The sequence below is a fragment of the uncultured Microbacterium sp. genome, assembly GCF_963524805.1.
GTDB lineage: Bacteria > Actinomycetota > Actinomycetes > Actinomycetales > Microbacteriaceae > Microbacterium.
In genome coordinates this window covers 139,177-158,955 of the sequence record NZ_CAURGG010000007.1, presented here as the reverse complement: position 1 = coordinate 158,955, position 19,779 = coordinate 139,177, and the positions used below count along the sequence as shown (strand labels likewise).

The 19,779-nt window shown below is 65.5% G+C and carries 18 protein-coding genes; 13 read left to right on the top strand and 5 right to left on the bottom strand.

The window, feature by feature from the left end; translation table 11 throughout:
• Positions 1-49: 49 nt before the first annotated feature.
• The gene (gene lysS / locus RWQ91_RS13650) at positions 50-1,600 is read left to right on the top strand and encodes a lysine--tRNA ligase (protein ID WP_314506994.1); all 1,551 of its coding nucleotides are present in this window, start codon (positions 50-52) and stop codon (positions 1,598-1,600) included.
• A 22-nt stretch (positions 1,601-1,622) separates the two neighbouring features.
• Here lysS and RWQ91_RS13645 read toward each other — a convergent pair whose 3' ends face one another.
• Positions 1,623-2,813 carry a DUF4192 family protein gene (locus tag RWQ91_RS13645; RefSeq protein ID WP_314506993.1) on the bottom strand — a complete coding sequence of 397 codons (1,191 nt, stop codon included), beginning with the start codon at positions 2,811-2,813 and terminating at the stop codon, positions 1,623-1,625.
• 110 nt (positions 2,814-2,923) lie between these two features.
• On the opposite strand from RWQ91_RS13645, the gene RWQ91_RS13640 reads away from it, so the two are divergent.
• Entirely contained in the window at positions 2,924-3,112 is a 189-nt protein-coding gene (locus RWQ91_RS13640) for a hypothetical protein (RefSeq protein WP_314506991.1), read from the top strand.
• Between the two features lie 44 nt (positions 3,113-3,156).
• Positions 3,157-4,623, top strand: a complete 1,467-nt coding sequence (cls, locus tag RWQ91_RS13635) for a cardiolipin synthase (protein WP_314506990.1) — start codon at positions 3,157-3,159, stop codon at positions 4,621-4,623.
• 431 nt (positions 4,624-5,054) lie between these two features.
• On the opposite strand, the gene RWQ91_RS13630 is transcribed toward cls, so the two are convergent.
• Positions 5,055-5,282, bottom strand: coding sequence for a hypothetical protein (locus RWQ91_RS13630; RefSeq protein ID WP_314506988.1), 228 nt, complete (start codon positions 5,280-5,282; stop codon positions 5,055-5,057).
• Positions 5,283-5,536: 254 nt separating this feature from the next.
• On the opposite strand from RWQ91_RS13630, the gene RWQ91_RS13625 reads away from it, so the two are divergent.
• Genes RWQ91_RS13625 through RWQ91_RS13585 form a run of 9 tightly spaced genes read left to right on the top strand, consistent with a single transcriptional unit; the run spans position 5,537 to position 14,764 of the window.
• Positions 5,537-5,797: a PqqD family protein gene (locus RWQ91_RS13625; protein WP_314506985.1), complete on the top strand. Its 261-nt coding sequence runs from the start codon at positions 5,537-5,539 to the stop codon at positions 5,795-5,797.
• Between the two features lie 40 nt (positions 5,798-5,837).
• Complete coding sequence (locus RWQ91_RS13620) at positions 5,838-7,220, top strand: O-antigen ligase family protein (RefSeq protein ID WP_314506983.1); 1,383 nt, start codon at positions 5,838-5,840, stop codon at positions 7,218-7,220.
• Between the two features lie 47 nt (positions 7,221-7,267).
• On the top strand, positions 7,268-8,785 hold the full coding sequence (locus RWQ91_RS13615) for a polysaccharide biosynthesis tyrosine autokinase (RefSeq protein ID WP_314506982.1): 1,518 nt from the start codon (positions 7,268-7,270) through the stop codon (positions 8,783-8,785).
• Positions 8,778-9,887 carry a glycoside hydrolase family 99-like domain-containing protein gene (locus RWQ91_RS13610; protein WP_314506980.1) on the top strand — a complete coding sequence of 370 codons (1,110 nt, stop codon included), beginning with the start codon at positions 8,778-8,780 and terminating at the stop codon, positions 9,885-9,887. Before RWQ91_RS13615 ends, RWQ91_RS13610 begins: the two co-directional genes overlap by 8 nt.
• The gene (locus tag RWQ91_RS13605; RefSeq protein WP_314506977.1) at positions 9,884-10,984 is read left to right on the top strand and encodes a glycosyltransferase family 4 protein; all 1,101 of its coding nucleotides are present in this window, start codon (positions 9,884-9,886) and stop codon (positions 10,982-10,984) included. Before RWQ91_RS13610 ends, RWQ91_RS13605 begins: the two co-directional genes overlap by 4 nt.
• Positions 10,984-11,871 carry a hypothetical protein gene (locus tag RWQ91_RS13600; RefSeq protein ID WP_314506974.1) on the top strand — a complete coding sequence of 296 codons (888 nt, stop codon included), beginning with the start codon at positions 10,984-10,986 and terminating at the stop codon, positions 11,869-11,871. Before RWQ91_RS13605 ends, RWQ91_RS13600 begins: the two co-directional genes overlap by 1 nt.
• Before the next feature lie 46 nt (positions 11,872-11,917).
• The gene (locus RWQ91_RS13595) at positions 11,918-12,940 is read left to right on the top strand and encodes a glycosyltransferase family A protein (protein ID WP_314506972.1); all 1,023 of its coding nucleotides are present in this window, start codon (positions 11,918-11,920) and stop codon (positions 12,938-12,940) included.
• Complete coding sequence (locus RWQ91_RS13590) at positions 12,937-13,890, top strand: glycosyltransferase (RefSeq protein WP_314506970.1); 954 nt, start codon at positions 12,937-12,939, stop codon at positions 13,888-13,890. The genes RWQ91_RS13595 and RWQ91_RS13590 overlap by 4 nt, the downstream gene beginning before the upstream one ends.
• Positions 13,891-13,924: 34 nt before the next feature.
• Positions 13,925-14,764 (top strand): hypothetical protein, encoded by an 840-nt coding sequence (locus tag RWQ91_RS13585; protein ID WP_314506968.1) that lies wholly within the window; start codon positions 13,925-13,927, stop codon positions 14,762-14,764.
• 13 nt (positions 14,765-14,777) lie between these two features.
• Here the strand turns inward: RWQ91_RS13585 and RWQ91_RS13580 are convergent, their stop codons facing one another.
• Positions 14,778-16,586, bottom strand: a complete 1,809-nt coding sequence (locus RWQ91_RS13580; protein WP_314506964.1) for an ABC transporter ATP-binding protein — start codon at positions 16,584-16,586, stop codon at positions 14,778-14,780.
• A gap of 418 nt (positions 16,587-17,004) precedes the next feature.
• Between RWQ91_RS13580 and RWQ91_RS13575 the strand changes: the two genes are divergently transcribed.
• Entirely contained in the window at positions 17,005-17,478 is a 474-nt protein-coding gene (locus tag RWQ91_RS13575; RefSeq protein WP_314506962.1) for a hypothetical protein, read from the top strand.
• Between the two features lie 128 nt (positions 17,479-17,606).
• Here RWQ91_RS13575 and RWQ91_RS13570 read toward each other — a convergent pair whose 3' ends face one another.
• Both RWQ91_RS13570 and RWQ91_RS13565 read right to left on the bottom strand, forming a co-directional pair.
• A complete protein-coding gene (locus RWQ91_RS13570) occupies positions 17,607-18,731 on the bottom strand; it encodes a glycosyltransferase (protein ID WP_314506961.1) in 1,125 nt (374 codons plus the stop codon).
• Entirely contained in the window at positions 18,728-19,765 is a 1,038-nt protein-coding gene (locus tag RWQ91_RS13565; protein ID WP_314506960.1) for a glycosyltransferase family 4 protein, read from the bottom strand. Before RWQ91_RS13565 ends, RWQ91_RS13570 begins: the two co-directional genes overlap by 4 nt.
• Positions 19,766-19,779 lie beyond the last annotated feature (14 nt).

Below are 19,779 nucleotides of genomic sequence, written 5' to 3'. Positions count from 1 at the left end.
CGTTGCTCGGCCGCCGTAGACTTGGGCGGACTTCTGAGGAGCCCACACGATGAGCACTGCGCCCCCGCCCGCCGACGCCCCCGAGCCGACCGAGGAGGACGTCTTCGAGCAGAAGGCCGTGCGCCTGGCCAAGCGCGAACGGCTCATCGCCGAGCGGGTGGATGCCGCGGGTGGGGCGTATCCGGTCGCCCTGCCCATCACCGACACCATCCCCGCCCTGCGCGCCGAGTACGACGAGCTGGAGGCGGGAGCCGAGACCGGCGTGACAGCCGCGGTCGCCGGACGGGTGGTCTTCAGCCGCAACACCGGCAAGCTGTGCTTCGCGACGCTGCAGGCCGGTGACGGCAGCCGCATCCAGGCGATGGTCTCCCTCGCCGGCGTGGGCGACGAGTCGCTGCAGCAGTGGAAGGAGCTCGTCGACCTCGGAGACCACGTGTTCGTGCGGGGCGAGGTCATCTCCAGCCGCCGCGGTGAGCTCTCCATCATGGTGGCGGACTGGCAGATCGCGGCCAAGTCCATCCTTCCGCTGCCCAACATGTACGGCGAGCTCTCCGAAGAGAGCCGCGTGCGCAGCCGCTACCTCGACCTGATCGTGCGCGATCGGGCGCGCGAGACGGTGCGAGCTCGGGCCAAGGTCAATGCGTCCTTGCGTCAGACCTTCGCCGATCGGGGCTACATCGAGGTCGAGACCCCCATGCTGCAGGTGCAGCATGGCGGCGCCTCCGCGCGCCCCTTCGTGACGCACTCCAACGCGTTCGACACCGAGCTGTATCTGCGCATCGCGCCTGAGCTCTTCCTCAAGCGCGCCGTCGTGGGAGGCCTCGACCGGGTGTACGAGATCAATCGCAACTTCCGCAACGAGGGCGCGGACTCCACGCACAGCCCGGAGTTCGCGATGCTCGAGTCCTACGAGGCGTACTCCGACTACAACGGCATCGCCGACCTGACGCAGGATCTGGTTCAGAACGCGGCCATCGCCGTGGCAGGCTCGACGACCGTCACGTGGGCTGACGGCACCGAGTACGACCTGGGCGGTCAGTGGGATCGCATCTCGATGTACGACTCGCTCAACGATGCGGTCGAGGCCTGGTGGAGCGAATCCGCCCCGTTGACGCGCATCTCGCCCGAGACCTCGGTGGAGGAGCTGAGCGCGCTGGCCGCCCTCGCCGACATCGACGAGCCGCCGCTGGCCACGCACGGCAAGCTCGTCGAGGAGCTCTGGGAGTACTTCGTCAAGGGAGACCTCGTTCGTCCCACGTTCGTCATGGACTTCCCGCTGGATACCAGCCCCCTGGTGCGCGAGCACCGCTCGATCCCCGGCGTCGTGGAGAAGTGGGACCTGTACGTCCGCGGCTTCGAGCTGGCGACCGGCTACTCCGAGCTCGTCGACCCGGTCATCCAGCGCGAGCGGTTCACCGAGCAGGCGAAGCTCGCCGCGCGGGGCGACCTCGAAGCAATGCGGATCGACGAGGAGTTCCTGCGGGCTCTCGAACACGGGATGCCGCCCTCGGGCGGGCTCGGGATGGGCATCGACCGTCTGCTGATGGCCATCACCGGCCTCGGCATCCGCGAGACGATCCTCTTCCCACTGGTCAAGTGAGCTCGTCGCCGCCTCCATTCCGTCACTGACCAGGACGGCGGAAGGCCCAGTCCGGCAGGTGCCCGGCCAGCACGAAGGATCGCACGATCTCCGCGAGTCCGTGCTCCGGCTCGATCTCGCACGCGAGGAGCGCGTAGCGCTCCGCGTGGGTCGACCGGCCGAGTGCCCAGCCCAGCCAGCCGCACGTCGCCAGGGCACCCGCGCGGGACGCGCGCGGCGCGGCTGCGGCGATGCGTCGGGAGAGTGCGAGCGCGGCTTCGAGCCGGTCGGGATCCGGCCGCTCGCCCTCCCCCCACATCTGCATCGCCAGATGCGCCGGGTACTCCTCCCCGGATTCCCAGCGCAGCTGGGCATCCAGCGCCTCATCCCCGGCCGACATGCCGCCGCACCACTGCACCAGAGCGATGTCGCGGAGCGCGGGGCGGTCGAGGCACCACGTGAGGGCTGCCGCGTCGAACGGGGCGAGAGCGCCGGCATCCCACCCGAGAGCCGCTTCGAAGAGCGTCGGCAGGTCATCGAGCATGCACACCGCGGCGAGGGCCTGCGGGTCGATACGGCGCGTGCTCGGACTGTGCTGCCGGTCATCCTCTTCGCTGACGGGGGAGCGTTTCGCGACCCGGCGCGTCGCGTCGGACGAGTCCGGACCGCACAGCAGCTGCACCGCATGCTGCAGTGCGGCCAGGGCCTGGGCGAGGCGCTCCTTCTCAGCGAGGTCGACGCGCGGCAGGTCCGCACCGGCGGACTGATCCCCCGCCGAGACGGGGAGGTGCTCCGCCCCCTGCGGCTCATCGGTCAGCTCCGTGAGCGGGCGACCGCCATCGGGGCACGAGGGATCGAAACGCGAACCCCATGCGTCCGCCGCCACGCACAGCGCATCGGTGACACGCACCCCGCAGGCGTCGGCGCGGATCTCGAGCGCGTCGATGAGCTCGCGGTGCGGCATCCCTGCGCCGTCGAAGCCTTCGTCCGTGTACGCGACGGCGGCGACGGCGTCGGCTTCGGGGAGCCGGCACACCATGCCGATGAAGGTCGCCGCGAGGCGGTCGATCTCGTCGAGATCGCCGCCCGCGGGCAGATCGAAGCGCATGGCGCCGATGCTGCGTGAGCCCGAGAAGGGGATGAGCACCAGACTCCGAGACGGCTGGTAGCCGAGCATCTTGGGGACGATGGACAGGAATTGCGCGGCGTTCGCGGCCTTGACGATCGTGGTCATGGCACGAGCCTCTTCGTGCGCGTCCGGGCGCGGACGGGTACGCGGGAACCTGTGGATCGAAGGACGTCGGCTGCGGGCTGGGGAGGAGTGGCGGCGGGTATCCTGGAGGTATGGATGACTACTGGGTCGCGGTGTTCTGGTCACTGCTGCCGACGGTGGTCGTCAGCGCGCTGTTCTTCTTCATCCTGCGCAGCATCCTGCGCGCGGACCGCACCGAACGCCGCGTCTACGCGCGCATCGAGGCCGAGGAGCGCGCGAAGCAGGGCCTTCCGCCGGCCGCGGCGGCCTCCGAGCGCTGACTCGCCCTCCCACTACGCTGGGAGAAGTCCGCCGGGGAGGCCCATTGATCACTGTCACGTTCGACGCGACGTGGTGGCTGATCCTCGTCTTCATCACCGACCTTGCGATCCGCATCGCAGCGATCATCGTCGTGCCGCGCAACCGGCGCCCGACGGCGGCGACCGCGTGGCTGCTGGCGATCTACTTCATCCCCTTCATCGGCGTGCTGCTGTTCCTGCTCATCGGCAACCCCCGCCTGCCCCGCAAACGGCGGCGCAAGCAGGAGCAGATCAACACCTACATCCACGACACGAGTGCGCACCTTGACTTCGGCACGCTGCGGCCGCACGCGGCCGAGTGGTTCACTTCGCTGGTCACCCTCAACCGCAACCTCGGCGCGATGCCACTCGCCGGCGACAACGCCGCGCACCTGATCTCGGAGTACCAGAAGAGCCTCGATTCGATGGCGGAGGCCATCCGAGAGGCGACGAGGTACGTGCACGTGGAGTTCTACATCCTCCAGACCGATGAATCCACGGACAACTTCTTCCGCGCTCTCGAGGAGGCCGCCGCCCGCGGCGTCACCGTGCGGGTGCTCATGGACCACTGGGCCAATCGTGGCAAGCCCTTCTACAAGAAGACCATGCGGCGCCTGACCGACATGGGCGCGCAGTGGCACCTGATGCTTCCGGTTCAACCCTTCAAGGGCAAATATCAGCGGCCCGATCTGCGCAACCACCGCAAGCTCCTCGTCGTCGACGGCACGGTGGCCTACATGGGTTCGCAGAACGTGACGGACTCGACGTACAACCTCAAGAAGAACATCCGCCGCGGCCTGCACTGGGTGGATCTGATGGCTCGTCTCGAGGGGCCGGTGGTCGCCTCCATCAACGCGGTCTTCCTCTCGGACTGGTACAGCGAGACCGACGAGGTCCTCACGGAGGAGATCGACCTGTTCAGCGTGAAGTCGGGGCCGGGCGACCTGGACTGTCAGATCATCCCGTCCGGGCCGGGGTTCGAGTTCGAGAACAACCTGCGGCTGTTCCTGGGCCTGATCTACTACGCCCAGCGCAAGATCATCATCGTGAGCCCGTACTTCGTGCCCGACGAAGCTCTGCTGAACGCGATCACGACCGCGTGCCATCGCGGCCTTCACGTCGAGCTCTTCGTGTCCGAAGAGGGTGACCAGGCGATCGTCTACCACGCGCAGCGCAGCTACTACGAGGTCCTCCTGCGGGCCGGCGTGAAGATCTGGATGTACCGCAAGCCCTACATCCTGCACAGCAAGTCGATGACGATCGATGACGAGACGGCGATCATCGGCTCGAGCAACATGGACATGCGCTCCTTCGGTCTGAACATGGAGATCTCCATGCTCGTTCGCGGGGAGCCCTTCGTGGCCGAGATGCGCGACGTCGAAGCGAGCTACCGCGCGCTCAGCCGGGAGCTCACGCTCGAGGAGTGGGAGACGCAGCCGCTGCGCTCGACGGTGCTCGACAACCTCGCCCGACTGACCAGCGCACTGCAGTAGGCGTCGATGTCACGTAGCAGGGCAGAGAGCAGGTAATGATGAGCGAAACCGAAACTGTCGCCATCCCCCCGGGCGTCAGACTGCTGTTGGGGAGGGCGGCTGTGCAGGTTATAGCAGACCGAGAAGGCGTGGACCTGCTCCATATCAAGGGCGACGCCGTCGATCAGTCTCTCCGAGACCCACTTGCCCCTGGTGCGTCTGGCACAGACGTCGACGTCATGGTGCGACCCGAGCAAGCCGCTCGCATGGATCGGGCACTGAGGCGCCGCGGATGGAGCGTCTACAGTACTTACCTCAACGGCTCCCCCTTCGGGCACGCCCAGACGTATCTTCACGAGACGTGGGGGTACCTGGATTTGCATCGGGCCTTCCCCGGTTTTGAGGTCGATGGGTCGGCCGCTTTCGCGATTCTGTGGTCGCAGCATTCGGCGTCAAGCGTCGCTGGTGTTCAGTGTGCGGTTCCATCCGTCTCCGCTCAATCGCTGATCCTCATCCTCAATGCCGCGCGCTCGCCGTCGAGGGGCGATTCTGACGTGCAGGCCGCATGGGACGCTGCTGACCCAGTGAGACGCGGCGAGATCCAAAGCCTCGCTGAGAACCTGCGGGCTCAGGTTGCCATGGCTGCTGGGATCGGACGGATCGAGGATTTCCGAACTCACCGTTCCTATCGTCTCTGGCATGCGGTCTCTCGGGGCGGGACCCGATCCGAGGAGTGGTGGGGACGGCTGCGAGCCGCCCAAACCTGGCGTGAACGCGCCCGGTTGGTGGGACGCTTGCCGCTGGTGAACACGGAGCACTTGGCGATCCGCCTGGGTCACTCACCGACGTTCGGGGAGGTGGCGGTAGAATTCATATCTCGACCATCCCGGGCACTGCGCGAGTGGGGGGGATCGTGGCGTCGAAGGTTCCGCTCGTGACTCGGCTCGCCACCGGGCCGGAGGTTGCCTGGGTCGAGGTCGAGCGCACCGTCTACGTAGCGGTCCTACCCGATCCGCCGATCTTCGTGCTCGAGGGAACCGCAGCCGTGATCTGGGTGACTGCGCTCCAGGAAGAATACGAGATGGTGCACGAGCACGTCGCGGCCAAAGCCGGAATCTCGCCCGAAGGGGCACGCGAGCCGGTCGCCGCGTTCATCGATGACCTTCGCGCACGAGGGCTGCTGGTCCGCGAGTGAGCGCACCTGCGATACTTGGACGGTCCTGAAGGGAACCGCCATGGCATCGCCCGGTATCGTCCGTCTGCGCGAACGCGCCGGCGATTGGTGGAGCGGCGCTTGGCGCTGGATTCTGCTGGCAGCGGGCATGGCCGTGGTCGTCTTCTACATCCTCGAATCCGGCGCTGTCAACGGTACCGTCGCGGCGCTCGCCATCGCGGTGCTCGTCGTGGCGGCAGCCATCACGAGGAGCGCCTCCATGGCCGTTCCTCTCATGATGATGCCGTTGCTGTTCGTGGTCTCTCGTGTCGGACTCGGCGGCAGTATCCTCTCGGTGTCGGACGTGGCGTTGGCGGCGGCTTTCGGAGCGGCAGTACTCCTCGGGGAGCGCCCGTATAGCCCTCCGCTCCGCCGCCTTCTTCTGTTCAATCTCATCTATCAATTCGCCACTCTCTTCACCGTTATCGTCAACCCGTATGCGCAGAACACCATCGAGTGGTTCCACGCCTGGCTTCTCATTTCAGGTGCGCTCATCGTCGGCTGGGCAGTCGGACGGGCGGGCCAGGCTCGGACGGCTCTTCTGCTCACAATCGGAGCGGCTGGCGTCCTGGGGGTGGGGGTGTATTGCCAAGCCCTCCTCCAGTATGCGCAGGGTGATTTCACGGCGGCCTACCCCACATGGCCGTTCCCCTTACAGAAGAACGCCGCCGGCTGCATGTTGGCATTCGCCGCGCTGATCGTATACATACGTCCCGATTGGATGGCATGGTCGCCTCGTTGGGCGATGCCGCTTTTCTGGGCATTCGTCGCGGGTGTGGCCATGACCCAGTCCCGCCAGGCACTGATCGGCCTCATCGTGGCCATCGTCGTCATCAGCTTCCGGCGAGGAGGACGTCGCTCGGGGCTGGTTCTGCTGGCTGCCATCCCGGGCGCCTGGTTGATCGTGACGATGGTGATCGACCAGATTCAGTCCCAGAACCAATTCAACTCGTACTTCACGCGAATCGACTGGACGCGCGAGGTGTACGCCCTATGGAAGTTGTCACCCGTATTCGGCCACGGGCTGCGCTACTGGTATGTGCACGAGTGGGCCAACTTCCAGCCGCCGCAGGCCGAGCTCGAGGTTGCCGCGTCGAGCGGGCTCGTGGGGTTGGCCGGCTTCGTCGTAATGTCCGTCGGCATCCTGGTCGTGCTCTGGCGCGTTGACCCCAGGTTCGGCACGCTCGCCTTCGCGATCGTGCTGAGCCGCCTGGTCCAAGGCCAGTTCGACCTGTTCTGGGTCGCCGCTCAGGTGTCCATTCCGTTCGTGGTGGCCGGCATCTGCCTCGGGGCGCAGTCGCTCGATGCGAAGCGCGGGACCGCCGCGAATTCGATCGCGGGCGCTGAAATGACCGTGGTCGGGACCATCGCAAGGAGCGGTCCCGACCGCGTGGCATACCATTGAGCCTGGGGCCGGTCGCCACGCGATCGGAATGAGAGCTCGGAGGAGCGATGGAGTTGCGCGACTATATCCGCGGACTTCGGCGACACTGGATCGCTGTCGTGCTGATGACAATCGTCGGCGTCGCCGTCTCCTACGGGTGGTACGCGGTTCAGACCCCTGCGTACGAGGCGACCGCCGTCGGTCTCGTGAAGACCCGTGAAGCAGCGATCGCGGACGAAGTCAACCAGAGTTTGATGGAGTCGGCCAACGACTCGGTGGCCCGCGGCAAGGTGCCAACATACCTCGATATGGCCACGTGGAAGCCTGTCGCGGACCGGGTTATCGAAGACCTGGGGCTGACAACGACGCCGGATCGGGTGGTGACGCGAGTCGCCTTCGAGAACCCCGAGAACACCAACATCATCCGCGTCACGGCTTCGGGTGGTTCGCCGGAGGACGCGGCTGCACTCGCGCAGTCGTGGCTCGAATCCCTCGCCGTGCAGATCGACGAAGTCGAAGGAGACGGAGCAGCCGGTTCCGCGCCAGTGTCGATATTCGTCACGGGCTCGGCCATCCTGCCGCAGACGCCGGTATACCCCGATTTACAGACTGCGCTCATTGTCGGGGGCGTGCTCGGCCTCGGCGTGGGGATCGCATTTGCTCTCATGCGGACAGCGTCGGATCGTCGTATCCGTGGTGCCGATGATGTAGAGGCGAGGACCGGGCTGCCGGTCGTGGGGATCATTCCGCTTACGGACCTGCCGTCGGACAGTCGGCTCCTGGATGCCGGGTCTCTGCGCGACTCGAAGGCCCGTTTCGCCGTCGCCGAGGCGCTCCGAACGCTTCGCACGAACCTCCAGTTCATGGATGTGGACCACCCACCGCGCATCATTGTCGTCACGAGTCCCGTACCCAGCGACGGCAAGTCGACCATCGCCTGCAACCTGGCTATCACTCTTGCCGCGAATGGAAAAGCGGTCGTCCTCGTGGACGGCGATCTCCGCCGCTCCACGGTCGCGACGACGATGGGCCTGCCTGGCAGCGTCGGGTTAAGCGACGTCCTCGCCGGCAGAGCGGAGATCGCTGACGTCCTGCAGTCGACCCCCCGCGCTGAGAGCCTTTTCGTGCTGGCTGCTGGCAGTACGCCGCCGAACCCCAGCGAGGTGCTCGGATCGGAGCGCATGCGGACGCTCATTCATGACCTTGCCAAACATGCCACCGTAATCATCGATGCGCCGCCCCTCCTTCCCGTGACGGATGGCGCTGTCCTCACCCATCAAGCCGACGGGGCCCTGCTGGTGGTCAGCATGGGCAAGACGACGTACGATCTGCTTGAAAAGGCGCTCGACACGATCGGGAAGGCTGGAGGACGAGCGCTGGGTGTGGTCCTCAACAAGGCGCCGATGAAGGGCATCGACTCGTCGGCCTACTCTTACGAGTACCGCCGCGAGTACACGAAACCCACCAAGAAAGGCGGCGCGCGCCGAAAGCCCGCGGAGACTGATCGTGTCAGCGACATCCTTCAGACGGGCCAGGCCGTTTCCGCGCCCGACACGGTGGTCGACACGCGCGTCAAGCGTGGCTGACTCGACTCCGGTCGAGACCGACCGCGTGGCGGAGGACGACTTCGCCGTTCGCGCGCTCGCCTTCTACCTGCCACAATTCCACCTCATTCCCGAGAACGACGAGTGGTGGGGTCCGGGGTTCAGCGAATGGACCAATGCCGCTCGGGCGCGTCCGCTCTTTCGGGGCCACATTCAACCGACGCTGCCGGCGGATCTCGGCTTCTACGACCTGCGAGTGCCCGAAACGCGACACAGCCAGGGCGAGCTCGCCCGCAGGTACGGTGTCGAAGGATTCATCTACTGGCACTACTGGTTCGGCGGTGGTGATCGGATCCTCGAGCGCCCGTTCCGAGAAGTGCTCTCAACCGGCGAGCCGGATGTCGGATTCGCCCTGGCGTGGGCGAATCAGTCGTGGACGGGAACCTGGCACGCAGCCCCTGATCGAGTCCTCAAGCTGCAGACGTACCCCGGCGTCGAAGATGATCGAGCGCATTTCGACTCGCTGCTTCCTGCATTCCGCGACGATCGCTATCTGCTGGTGAATGGCAAGCCCCTGTTCTACGTCTTCCGGCCGGAGGAGCTTCCGAATGCCGGCGCATTCGTCGAGCGATGGCAGGCGATGGCACGAGCGGCTGGACTCGACGGCCTCTATCTGGTGGCGGAGGCAAGTGATCTGCTAGGCCAGGGCCCGCGCTACACGAGCGCGGATGCTGACGGCTTCGACGTGAGTGTGTACATGCGGCTGCCCGTAGAGGTCAACCCATGGACTACCCTCCGAATGCGGGCACGGCGCAAGCTGCGGGGCGGGCCGGAGGTCTGGCCGTACTCTGACACGATTATGGACACGTATCCGCGTGGTCGACGTATCCAACCCTGCGTGTACCCGAACTGGGACAACACCCCCCGTGCGGGAAGGCGCGGTCTCGCAGTCACGCACGCCGAACCCGCCAAGTTCGAGAGGAACGTCCGCGCCGCCGTCGCGCAGCTGATGGACAGACCTCACCAGGAGCGCCTGTTGTGGGTCAAGTCCTGGAACGAGTGGGCGGAGGGAAACCACCTTGAGCCGGATCTGCGCGATGGCCACGGCTGGCTCGAAGCGTTGAGAGCGGGCATTTCGCGGTGATCGACGCGCGCGCATCCCGGCCGCTTCGCATCGCGATGATCTCGTACTACCTCCCGAGCGAAAGCAAGATCGGGGTCGGCTACCAAGTGCACGAGCTTGCGTCCGAGCTCGTCCGGCGGGGGCACACCGTCGACGTCTTCAGTCCGTGCGCGCCCGTCGAAGGAGCGGTGTACGGCCATATTCGAGTGCCGCTTAGCGGGTCCTTGCGGACCTTCAAGTTCGGCCTTGAGATGCGCAAACGGGACCTGTCCTCCTACGATGTGCTGCACGCTCACGGTGAGGACTACTGGATGTGGCGACGGCGCGTACCCATGCACGTGCGCACCCTCCACGGATCGTGCTTCGAGGAGGCGCTACACATCCGAGGGGTCAGGGAGAAGGCCAGGATGATCGCGCTCGGGTTCACCGAGGTGCTCGCAAGTCTGGTGGCGGACCGAACCGTACTGGTGTCGCCCCAGACGCGCCGGTGGACGCCCTGGGTAAGCGTCGTGATACCGAACGGGGTGGATGCCGCACGTTTCGCGCCGGACGGGACGCCCAGGTCGACCGACCCGACTGTGCTCTTCGTCGGAACATGGCTACAGCGCAAGCGGGGTGCGGATCTGGCTCGCATTTTCGCGCAGAACGTGCGAACGCGAGTGCCGGATGCGCAGCTTCGGATGGTGACGCAGGATGCACCGGAGGTACTGCCCGAGGGTGTGGTCGCGCTCGGTCGACTTACCGATGCACAGCTTGCGCGCGAGTACCGGAAGGCGTGGCTCTTCTGTCTGCCGTCCGCATACGAAGGCTTCGGCATCCCGTACGCCGAAGCGATGACGGCAGGAACGCCGGTGGTCGCAACCCCGAATGCCGGCGCCCGGTTCGTCACGGAGGAAGGGCGATACGGAAGCCTTGCGTCGCTGGACGACGTCGGCGATGCGATCGTGCGGCTTCTGGAGGACAGCAGGCTGCGGGAGGGACTGGGCAAGCGGTCCCTCGAGCGCGCACGCGAATTCCAGATGCAGAGTGTCGCCGCCCAGTACGAGGACATCTACCGCTCGGCGCGCGGCTTCCCTGACCCTCGCGGGCGTCGGTCACGCCGAACGCCGGCGTTGTGATGGACGAGTCACGCCGATCGCCTCTCCGGGTCAACGCCTATGTCATGCTCGCCGACCCGTCCTTTCTCCGCGAGAGCCTGACCTCGTACTATCACTTCGTGGATCGCATCGTGCTCTCCTTCGATCGAGCGGCGCTCTCGTGGACGGGCACACCCCTTCCGATTGAACAGTGCCTGCGGATCGTGGAGGAGCTGGACGTGGAAGGGAAATGCGTTGCCGCGCCCGGTCATTTTGCATTCGTAGACCGAGACCCGCTGGAGAACGATACTTTTCAGCGCCAACATGCCCTCGACATAGCCTCCGCTGACGCCGACTGGGTCCTGCAGCTCGACACCGACGAGGTTCTGCTCGAACCACAGCTCTTCTTCGACTGCTTGGCGCGTGCGCATGCAGCGGGCAGTGGCGGGATGGACTTCCCTGCCATGTGGCTGTATTCACGTGTTTCGCCCGGTCGTTATCTCGAGCGCTCCGGCCGCTTTTGGAAACGGGCAGCGTCGTACCCGGGGCCCCTGGCGGTGCGGCCGGGCACCCGTCTTTCGCTTGCTCGGCAGACCGACGTCGACCTGTACCGCGTCGACATTCAACCAGCGAACAGCGACCCGTGGCATCCGCGCCAAACCGTCGTTGATGAGGCGATCGCCCCCGGTCAGGCCGTGGCGCATTTCTCCTGGGTGCGCCATCCCGATGTCATGCGGCGCAAGTTCGGCTGGTCGGGGCATGCCGAGGACCTCAGGCCGCCCTCGGTATACCGCGCCTGGGCCTGGCGCACGCGGCATCCGCGCATTGCGGTGGCGACATCGGTATTCCGCCCACTCGGAGCCTGGTACCGGCTTTCGAGGTTTCCGGAACCTCCAGGCGGCGAGCCGATCGAGGTCCAGGCCCGCTGAGGGCCGAACATGATTCCGCACCGTGCGGCAGTCGTAGGCTGTGGGAGTGACCCAGTTCGCATACGACGTGGTGATACCCACCCACGGTCGCACGCTCGGACTTCTTCACGAGACGGTCGAGAGTGTTTTTCGCCAGACGATTCCTCCACAGGGGGTGATCATCGTCGTTGATGGGAACACGGCCGCCGTTGACTCCATCCAGGTGCGGTGGCCGGATGCCGTAGTGCTGGATCATCCCGGTCCCAGTGGTGAGGCAGCCGCGCGACAGGCCGGCATTGCTGCGACGAGCGCGGAGTGGGTTTGTTTCATCGACGACGACGATCTCTGGCCAAGCTACAAGTCAGAGGTCACGGCGGCTTATCTGAGCGGGCACCCGGACTGCGACGCTGTTCGCGCGACCTACATGATCTTCGCCGCCGAGCACTACGCCAATGAGATGTTGAATGGGCAGTACATCGATATTCGCGGCAACGCTCTAGATGAGCTAGAGGTACAGGCGCGAGGGCTGAGTCCGCGCAATGATTTTGCTTACCTCGACATTCGGGGACAAAGCCTGGCAAGACTGATGGACCGCAACCGCAGCGTCATCGGAACGACGTGCGTTCGGCGTCACGTGCTCAGTCGGCTGCCCGCTGTCCCTCCAGGAACCCGACCGGGAGCCGACTACGTCCTGGCTTGCCTGGTCGCCACGCAGACCGAATGGCATCTGATCGACCAACCCTTGATGTTTTATCGGCTGCACGCGGCACAGGACTCCCGCACCCCCGATCCCCGGGGCGTGCTCGGCATCCTGGCAGCTCGAGCCACGGCATGGCGGCTGTGCGGCCCATTCGTGCAGCGCCGACTGTCCGATTACGGGCCGGCCTACCGACGCGAATTCCGGTCCCTGATCTGGCCGCTCGTGCGCGATCGTCATGTGCGCGAGGCCATCAGCGCCGTTCGACACTCTTTCGAACTCTTGCCGCGGTGGCGGGATCGTGCGCTGCTGATGATTCCGGAACCCATCGTCTGGCGCTGGCGCTATGGACGACATCGCGGCCGCCTCACTCATTCCGGGATCACCCCGTGACCGGCGAGGATCTTTCGATGTCGGTATGCATCGTGACGTTTCAGCGCCCCCGGTTCCTAGAACGTTGCCTGCGAGCAATTGATGCAAATCTCTCTTCAGAAGTTGGGGTGGTCATCGTCGATGCGTCAGACGAGGACTCTGCCGAGTTGGTCTCAGCCATCCGCCCGTCCGCTGTCTACGTCCATGACCGATCAGTTGCGGGCTGGATGACCAAGGCACGCAATATCGCGCTGCTGCACGCGACGGGGGATGTGGTCAGCTTCCTCGACGATGATGTCGTCGTCAGCAAGGGTTGGCAGGAAGCGATTCTCGCGGCGTTCGTCGATCCCGGAGTGGATGCTGTCGCCGGGCGGACTCGCAATCTCCAGCCGGGCGAGGAGGTCTACGACCTGCCGATCGGTCGACTCCAGCAGGACGGGTCCCTGACCGAGGGATTCGCGTCTCTCCCCGCGGGTCAGGTCGATGTCGACCATGGGATCGGGGCGAACATGTCGTTCCGACGCGGCGTGCTCGCAAGACTTGGCGGATTTCGCGACGACTATCCCGGGACGGCGATGCGTGAAGACACCGACGTGTACCTCCGTATATCGAGGATCGGCGGGCGGGCCGTGTTCGCACCGGATGCCGCTGTCGATCATCTTCCGGCGCCGCACATCACGGGCGCGCGCTTCGACACGCGATACAAGCTGTATGCGCGTCGCAACCACATGGTGATGCTCGCCCGCCACGACGGCATCGGGTCGCCCCTCCTGCGCCGATGGATTGCTCGCGAGTACCGCATGGTCTCGGGCGCTGGGGGCGCCCTCAGGCGGGTGCAACGCTGGGGCATCACTACCCTCGGAATAGCCTGGGGTACCGCAGCGATGATGCGTCATGCTCGCTGGCGCCCCTCCGACCCCGAGAAACAGGATGTCGGCGGTCGCCGCGTCCGTGCCGCGCTCTCGCGCTAAGAGTCGACCAGGATACCTGCGTGGAGAAGAGCCGATGAATACACATCCGATAGTTCCCGTCGGCCTCATTGTGAACGTGTACGAGCGCACCTACCGGGACGTGCTTCGGCCGGGCTTCTTCGCCGGCATATCGGACCAGAATCGTGTCCGGTTCGCGGAGACGTTCGCTCTGATCAACAATGTCGCAGACCTCGTCGATGCGACCGCACGGGCGGACGCGCTCGTATCCAGCGGCGAATTGACCGGCTTCCGGATCGTCGCCGCCGACGTCGATCGAGCGCTCCGTGTCGCCCACCTGCCGAGGCGGGTGCTCCGCGACCGGGGCTACTTCCTGGACTACGGCCTGGTGATGTCCGTGACCGGATCCTCCCAGTTCGTCCTGGGTTGGGATGCTGAGACACAACTCGCAGAAGACTTCGACTGGGTGAGCCCCGCCGTGAACTTGCTGAACTCAGAACCTCGCGTCTTCTCGGCGGCGCCACGCTGGCCACTCGACCGCGACACGCTCGACGAAGAATCATTCGCGCGGCGCGGTTCGTGGTCGCTCAATTACGGATTTTCGGATCAGGTGTTCCTGGTCCGAAGAGCGGACATCGCCGGTCCGATCTACCGCTCGTTCGCACCAGCGGCATGGGCGCGGCACGCGAGTCACCCCAATACGTTCGAGGCTCGGCTGGAAGCACATCAGCGCGCAGCCCAGACGCCTCGGGCAACACACCTCCGCGCGTCATATCGCACGAATGACCTCGACCCGGTCATTCCCCGCACCGGGGGCTACACCGCCTACGAGGTGCTCCGCAGGAAGGCATGCTCCTTCGTTCGTCACGTGCTGAAGCGGGTGCACATCCACCACCCGCGCTTTCGGCTTCCGTGAACCTTCGAGCGGCTTAGCGAAGCTCGCCGAGGGAGACGAGTCGGGCGAAGTCCGGGCTCGCGTCGCGAAGCTCCGAGAAGGTTCCCTGAGCCTCAATGCGGCCGTCCTTGAGAAAGACGAGGTTGTCGGCGTCACGGACCGTCGAGAGCCGGTGAGCGACGATGACGATAGTCAGGTTTCCCGACAGCGCGGCGAGAGCCTCGGTGATCTGGCGCTCGGTTTCGTTGTCGAGCGCCGAAGTCGCCTCGTCGAGCACGAGGATCGATGGCCGCCGGTACAGGGCGCGAGCCAGGCCCAGCCGCTGGCGCTGACCTCCCGACAACCGCGTCCCGCGTTCTCCGAGCAGAGTATCCACGCCCGCCGGCAAGGCGTCCACCGTCGTTGTCAACCGGGCGATCGAGAGCACCTCCCGAACGCGATCTCGATCGATCGCGCCCTCGGGTATGCCGAAGGCCACGTTGGCGGCCAGTGACGCATTGATCACGAAGACGTCCTGGGGTACGACCCCGAGACCGGCATACCACCCCGTCAGGTCGCGGTTGATCGGTCGTCCACCGCACTCGATCGAACCCGCAGTCGGCTCCAGCAGGCCGAGGATGAGATCCAGCAGTGTCGACTTGCCCGCGCCGCTCGCTCCCACGAATGCGGTGGTGGCATTCTCAGGGATGACCAGGCTGATGCTGTGCAGAACCGGGATGTCGGCATCCGGGAATTCGAACATGAGGTTCGAGAGGACGATGTCTCCTCGATATGGTGCGCTCTGGTCAGGCGTTTCGTCATGACGGCCTTCCGCATCGAGCATCGTCATCGACTCGGTGACGATGTGTAGCCCGACTCGCCCAGCACGGACGATGGCAAGACTGCCGGCGACGCGATTGAGGATCGGCAACCCGCGCAGCGACGCCGCGGCGAACACTCCCAGGATGGTGAGCGCTTGAGCCGGGTCGCCTGAGGTGAACAAGAGCAGGGAGATCGCTGCGATCATCACGACGAAGCCGATCTCCAGGGCGTAGCGGGGTAACTCGGAGACGATCGCCAGTTTCCGCGACGCTTCGGCGTTGCGCAGCTTCGCCGAGCGAAAGCCATCGACGAACACCCGTGTGCTCGAGCTCAGTCGGGCCTCACGAAAGCCGTCGAGTGCAGGCATGATGTAGCCCCATGCTTCCAGATTCGACTCCGCGCTTTCTTCACCGATCCTCGACTGCATCTTTCGCAAGCTCAGCTGCAGGCCGAGCACTCCTGCCCCGAACAGCACCACAGCCATCAGCGTCACCAGTGGTGAAGTGATCGCCAGCACGACGATGATCGCGATGAGTGTCAAACTGTCCGTCACGATCGTCAGACTCGTCACCAAGACCGAAGCGCCTTGGGTCGAGGCCTCCCCAATGTTCCGATAGACCTCACTCAGTCGCCGCTGCCGGTGCGCGGCATACGGGGCAAGGAGATACCGGTGCATCAGTTCGGCGCTCACGAGGGCAGCCACCTGACTCGTACGCCCGAGCAGCCACCAGCGGAATGACATCGCCGCGATGCTCTTGACTATGAAGAGGACTGTTATGCCGAGGGCGACGAGAGGGATCAGCGTGGCGGGATCACTTGTGCCCGTCAGATCAGAGATCACAGCAAGGGCACCCGTGTCAGGGTCCGCGCCGCTCACGAGCTGCATGAGCGGGATCATGGCCGCCACGCCGGCGGTGTCAAGTAGAGCCAGGATGACGGAGGCCATCAGCACTCCCGTAGCCCACCTACGTGGTCGCGCGCCGGCCATCTCCAGTAGACGCGCGAGTTCGCGCACCAGACTGTCGCCGCGTGCAGCCGACATGTTTTCCCTTCGGCCGGTTGCTGGCCTGAGCACGCCGGCCGGCTGTGCAGATCGGTTACCGAACGTCCATCCGATTGTACCCGTCGCGGCTCGCCGGTCTGGGTCTTCCTCCACTTCTAGCCTCGGGGATTAGGGAAGGCGCCGGGAGACAATCCGGTGGCGGTCTGACGCGGAGTACGACATCTCGTTGGCCGACTCGGGAGTCCCCGTCCACCGCGGACTCAGGACTGCGGTCTGGACTCCCAGCGGATTTACGGTATTCTTCTCGGAGATCGACCAACATGGGGACGAGGTTCGGGCTTTTGGGGAGTCCTGACTCAGGGTCGGCCGACCCGCAGAGAGAAAACGTCCACGTCACTGACCCGTTAACCGCCAGCCTCGTCGGGGCCCAGGCCGCACACTACCGAAGGACTCGACCATGAGTGAATTGAACGAACCGCAGAAGTCGGGCGTGAGCCGCCGGACCGTCACAAAGGCCATGGCGTGGTCCGTTCCGGCCATCGCCGTCGCGGCCACAGTGCCCAACGCCGCGGCGTCTCCCATTTGCCTGACGGCGACCTTCTCAGGAACCAGCTGCAAGGACCCGGGTAATCCTACTAAGGGCTACCGCCTCCAAGTCTGTTTCACCAACTCCTGTAACGCGGCCATCACGGTCAACGTCATCTCAGTTCGGGGAGACACCGGCCAGGCTCCTACGCAGGCGGTAAATCAGCAGATCGTCATCCCTGCTAATTCGGGGCCAGTCTGCACTACGGAGTTCGTTTACTGCAGCACCAGCAGCGCCAATTTCATCGAAGTGTCGTACTCGCTCGCAGGGGCCCCCGGCACCGTCCTGACGCAGAATGTCGCCTCGCCTCCCCAGGAGTGCGCAAACACTCTCAACTGCCCCTGACGTCGCCGCTCAGGTGTAGGAGCGGATATTAGGTCTACAGATCGCGCAGGTGCTTTCCGCACCTGCGCGATCTGCCGTATTCACTGGGCGGCCTACGGCTTGGGTGAGCCTGTCTCCACGGGGTCGAACTAATAGGACATCCGGTCGAGCACTGCGCACATGGCTGTCACTCGTTCCGCCCAGTCCGCGACGGTCCGGTTCGGCGAGTTGACCGAGGGAGAATCGAGCATAGACCGGACGGTCGCTGCGAACCCCGACGACGAATCGACGATGTGGATACGCGGATCGTCGGTGTCCCGGAAACCGGCAACCGCTGTGGACACGATCGGTCGCCCCGCCGCTAGGTACTCGTACAGCTTGAGCGGGTCGAGGCTCTCGGTGAACGGTGTGATGACATGGGGCACGATGAGTGCATCGCCGTGCGTCAGGTATCCGATGACATAGTCGGCGCGGCGCGCACCGAGCACGATGACCCCTGCGGTGCGCAGCCGTCGTGTGTCTGCCTCGCCGAGGGCGTTCGGACCGACGAGAACCACGCTGGCTTCGTCCTTCAGCTCCCGCGCTGTTTCCTCACAGAGGTCTATGTCGAGACGGTCGGTGTGCAGCGTGCCGACATACACGGCGGTGCGACCCGGCGGAAGATCCCTCGGCCGTTCTCGAGGTCGTTCGTACGCAGCCGTGTCCACGGCGTTGCGGATGACTTCGATGGGAGCGGAGCCGCGCGGGCGGTCGGCGCCCTTACGGCGCGCGAGCTCCGGGGAACACGCGACCACCTGCGAGGCGTGTTCGAGAAGGAACCGCTCGACCTCGCGCAACCGCGCCAGCTCCCGGGGAGGGCGGTCGGCCGCCAGCCAGTCGTCGGTGATGTCATATAAGGTGGGCCATCCAGTCGACTTCGATAGAGCGGCCCCACCCGGATCATTGACCCACACGATCGGATGCTCGAACTCGAGTCGATGTGCCGCCCGTCGCACTTGAGTGGCCAAGCGCTTATCCGCGCTCCGGTCCACGCGGCGCGGCAGTGCCTTGAGCGGGCGCATCGTCCACAGGTGCTTGCACCTGGACGACTGTCGTGGGCCATACCCGAGCTGCGGCATTGCACCGTGCGTCAGGCGGTGAATCGGATCGGCGGGGGGCTCGACGAAGAGCACGCGGAGCGAGGGGTCGCGGTCGAGCAGACGAGAAACGAGATGCTGGTTGCGACGCCACACGCCGTCCCACGCCTCGAGCGATACGACGATGAGATCGGTCATGGTCGGCTCGCGCGCGAGCCCCGGCGGAGCGCAATGGCGGTCCGGTACACCGAAATGGTCGCATCCGATTGCGCGTCCACACTGAAGTCCTGCCGCTGACGGTCGCGCTGCGCACGTCCGAGGCGGGCGCGGCCGACCGGGTCATCGGCAAGAGAGGCGAGCTTTCCGGCGGCGTCGGCGACGTCGTCGGGTGCGAACAGAGCGCGCGCATCGAGGCCGCTGAGGAGTTCTCGATGCCCGCCCGCTGATGCTGCCACCACGGGCAGACCATCCGCCATGGCCTCCAGCACCGTCAGGCCCAATCCCTCGACGGGGCACGGGGCCAGCAGCATTCCCGACCGGGTCATGAGAGCCGGGACATCATCCCGGAAACCCAGCATCCGCACTGCATCGGACACACCGAGGGCGTCAGCAAGCGCGCGTAGCTCTTCCTCGAGGGGCCCGGAGCCCGCGATGTTCAACTGCCAGCCCTGGCCTGCAAGCCCGGATGCTGCGAAAGCACGCAGTCCGATATCGGTGCGCTTCTCCCTCTGCAGCCGCTGTGCCATCAAGACGGTCGACTCGCGAGCCTCCGGATCCGTGGTCGCGACCGGGTCGACCCCTGAGTGCACAATCGTGCTGGCAACGCCGATCGACCCGGAGACGGCGTGACTGATGGCGATCTCGGCGTCGATGCGCGCCTCCACCGCGCGGTACAGCCAGGAAGGGCCGCGGGAGCCGCGCCGCTGGGTGAAGTGCCGCGTCGACACGACGGCGGGGCGTCGCCGCAATCCCATCACTCCGAGCACTGCAGCGACGTCAGCATCCGTCATGTGGGCATTGACCACGTCGACGTGATTCCCGAGGTTCAGGATCGAGCGCGCCATGGATGCGAGGCCTTGAGAAGGGTGGAAGAGAATCCCGGTACGAGTGAATCCCCGCCGCATGCGGGCTGGGTCTCCGCCGATGACGCGCACACTGTGCCCGGCAGCTGCCTGTGCGATCGCGAGTCGCTGCACGAAGCGCTCGACTCCCGCGAACCGATCGGATCGCACTACGTGCAGGATTC

What these genes read in the sequence shown, in the direction of transcription:
- lysS (WP_314506994.1), top strand. Translation starts at nt 50, where the DNA reads ATGAGCACTGCGCCCCCGCCCGCCGACGCCCCCGAGCCGACCGAGGAG.
- RWQ91_RS13645 (WP_314506993.1), bottom strand. Translation starts at nt 2,813, where the DNA reads ATGACCACGATCGTCAAGGCCGCGAACGCCGCGCAATTCCTGTCCATC.
- RWQ91_RS13640 (WP_314506991.1), top strand. Translation starts at nt 2,924, where the DNA reads ATGGATGACTACTGGGTCGCGGTGTTCTGGTCACTGCTGCCGACGGTG.
- RWQ91_RS13620 (WP_314506983.1), top strand. Translation starts at nt 5,838, where the DNA reads ATGGCATCGCCCGGTATCGTCCGTCTGCGCGAACGCGCCGGCGATTGG.
- RWQ91_RS13615 (WP_314506982.1), top strand. Translation starts at nt 7,268, where the DNA reads ATGGAGTTGCGCGACTATATCCGCGGACTTCGGCGACACTGGATCGCT.
- RWQ91_RS13600 (WP_314506974.1), top strand. Translation starts at nt 10,984, where the DNA reads ATGGACGAGTCACGCCGATCGCCTCTCCGGGTCAACGCCTATGTCATG.
- RWQ91_RS13585 (WP_314506968.1), top strand. Translation starts at nt 13,925, where the DNA reads ATGAATACACATCCGATAGTTCCCGTCGGCCTCATTGTGAACGTGTAC.
- RWQ91_RS13580 (WP_314506964.1), bottom strand. Translation starts at nt 16,586, where the DNA reads ATGTCGGCTGCACGCGGCGACAGTCTGGTGCGCGAACTCGCGCGTCTA.
- RWQ91_RS13575 (WP_314506962.1), top strand. Translation starts at nt 17,005, where the DNA reads ATGAGTGAATTGAACGAACCGCAGAAGTCGGGCGTGAGCCGCCGGACC.
- RWQ91_RS13570 (WP_314506961.1), bottom strand. Translation starts at nt 18,731, where the DNA reads ATGACCGATCTCATCGTCGTATCGCTCGAGGCGTGGGACGGCGTGTGG.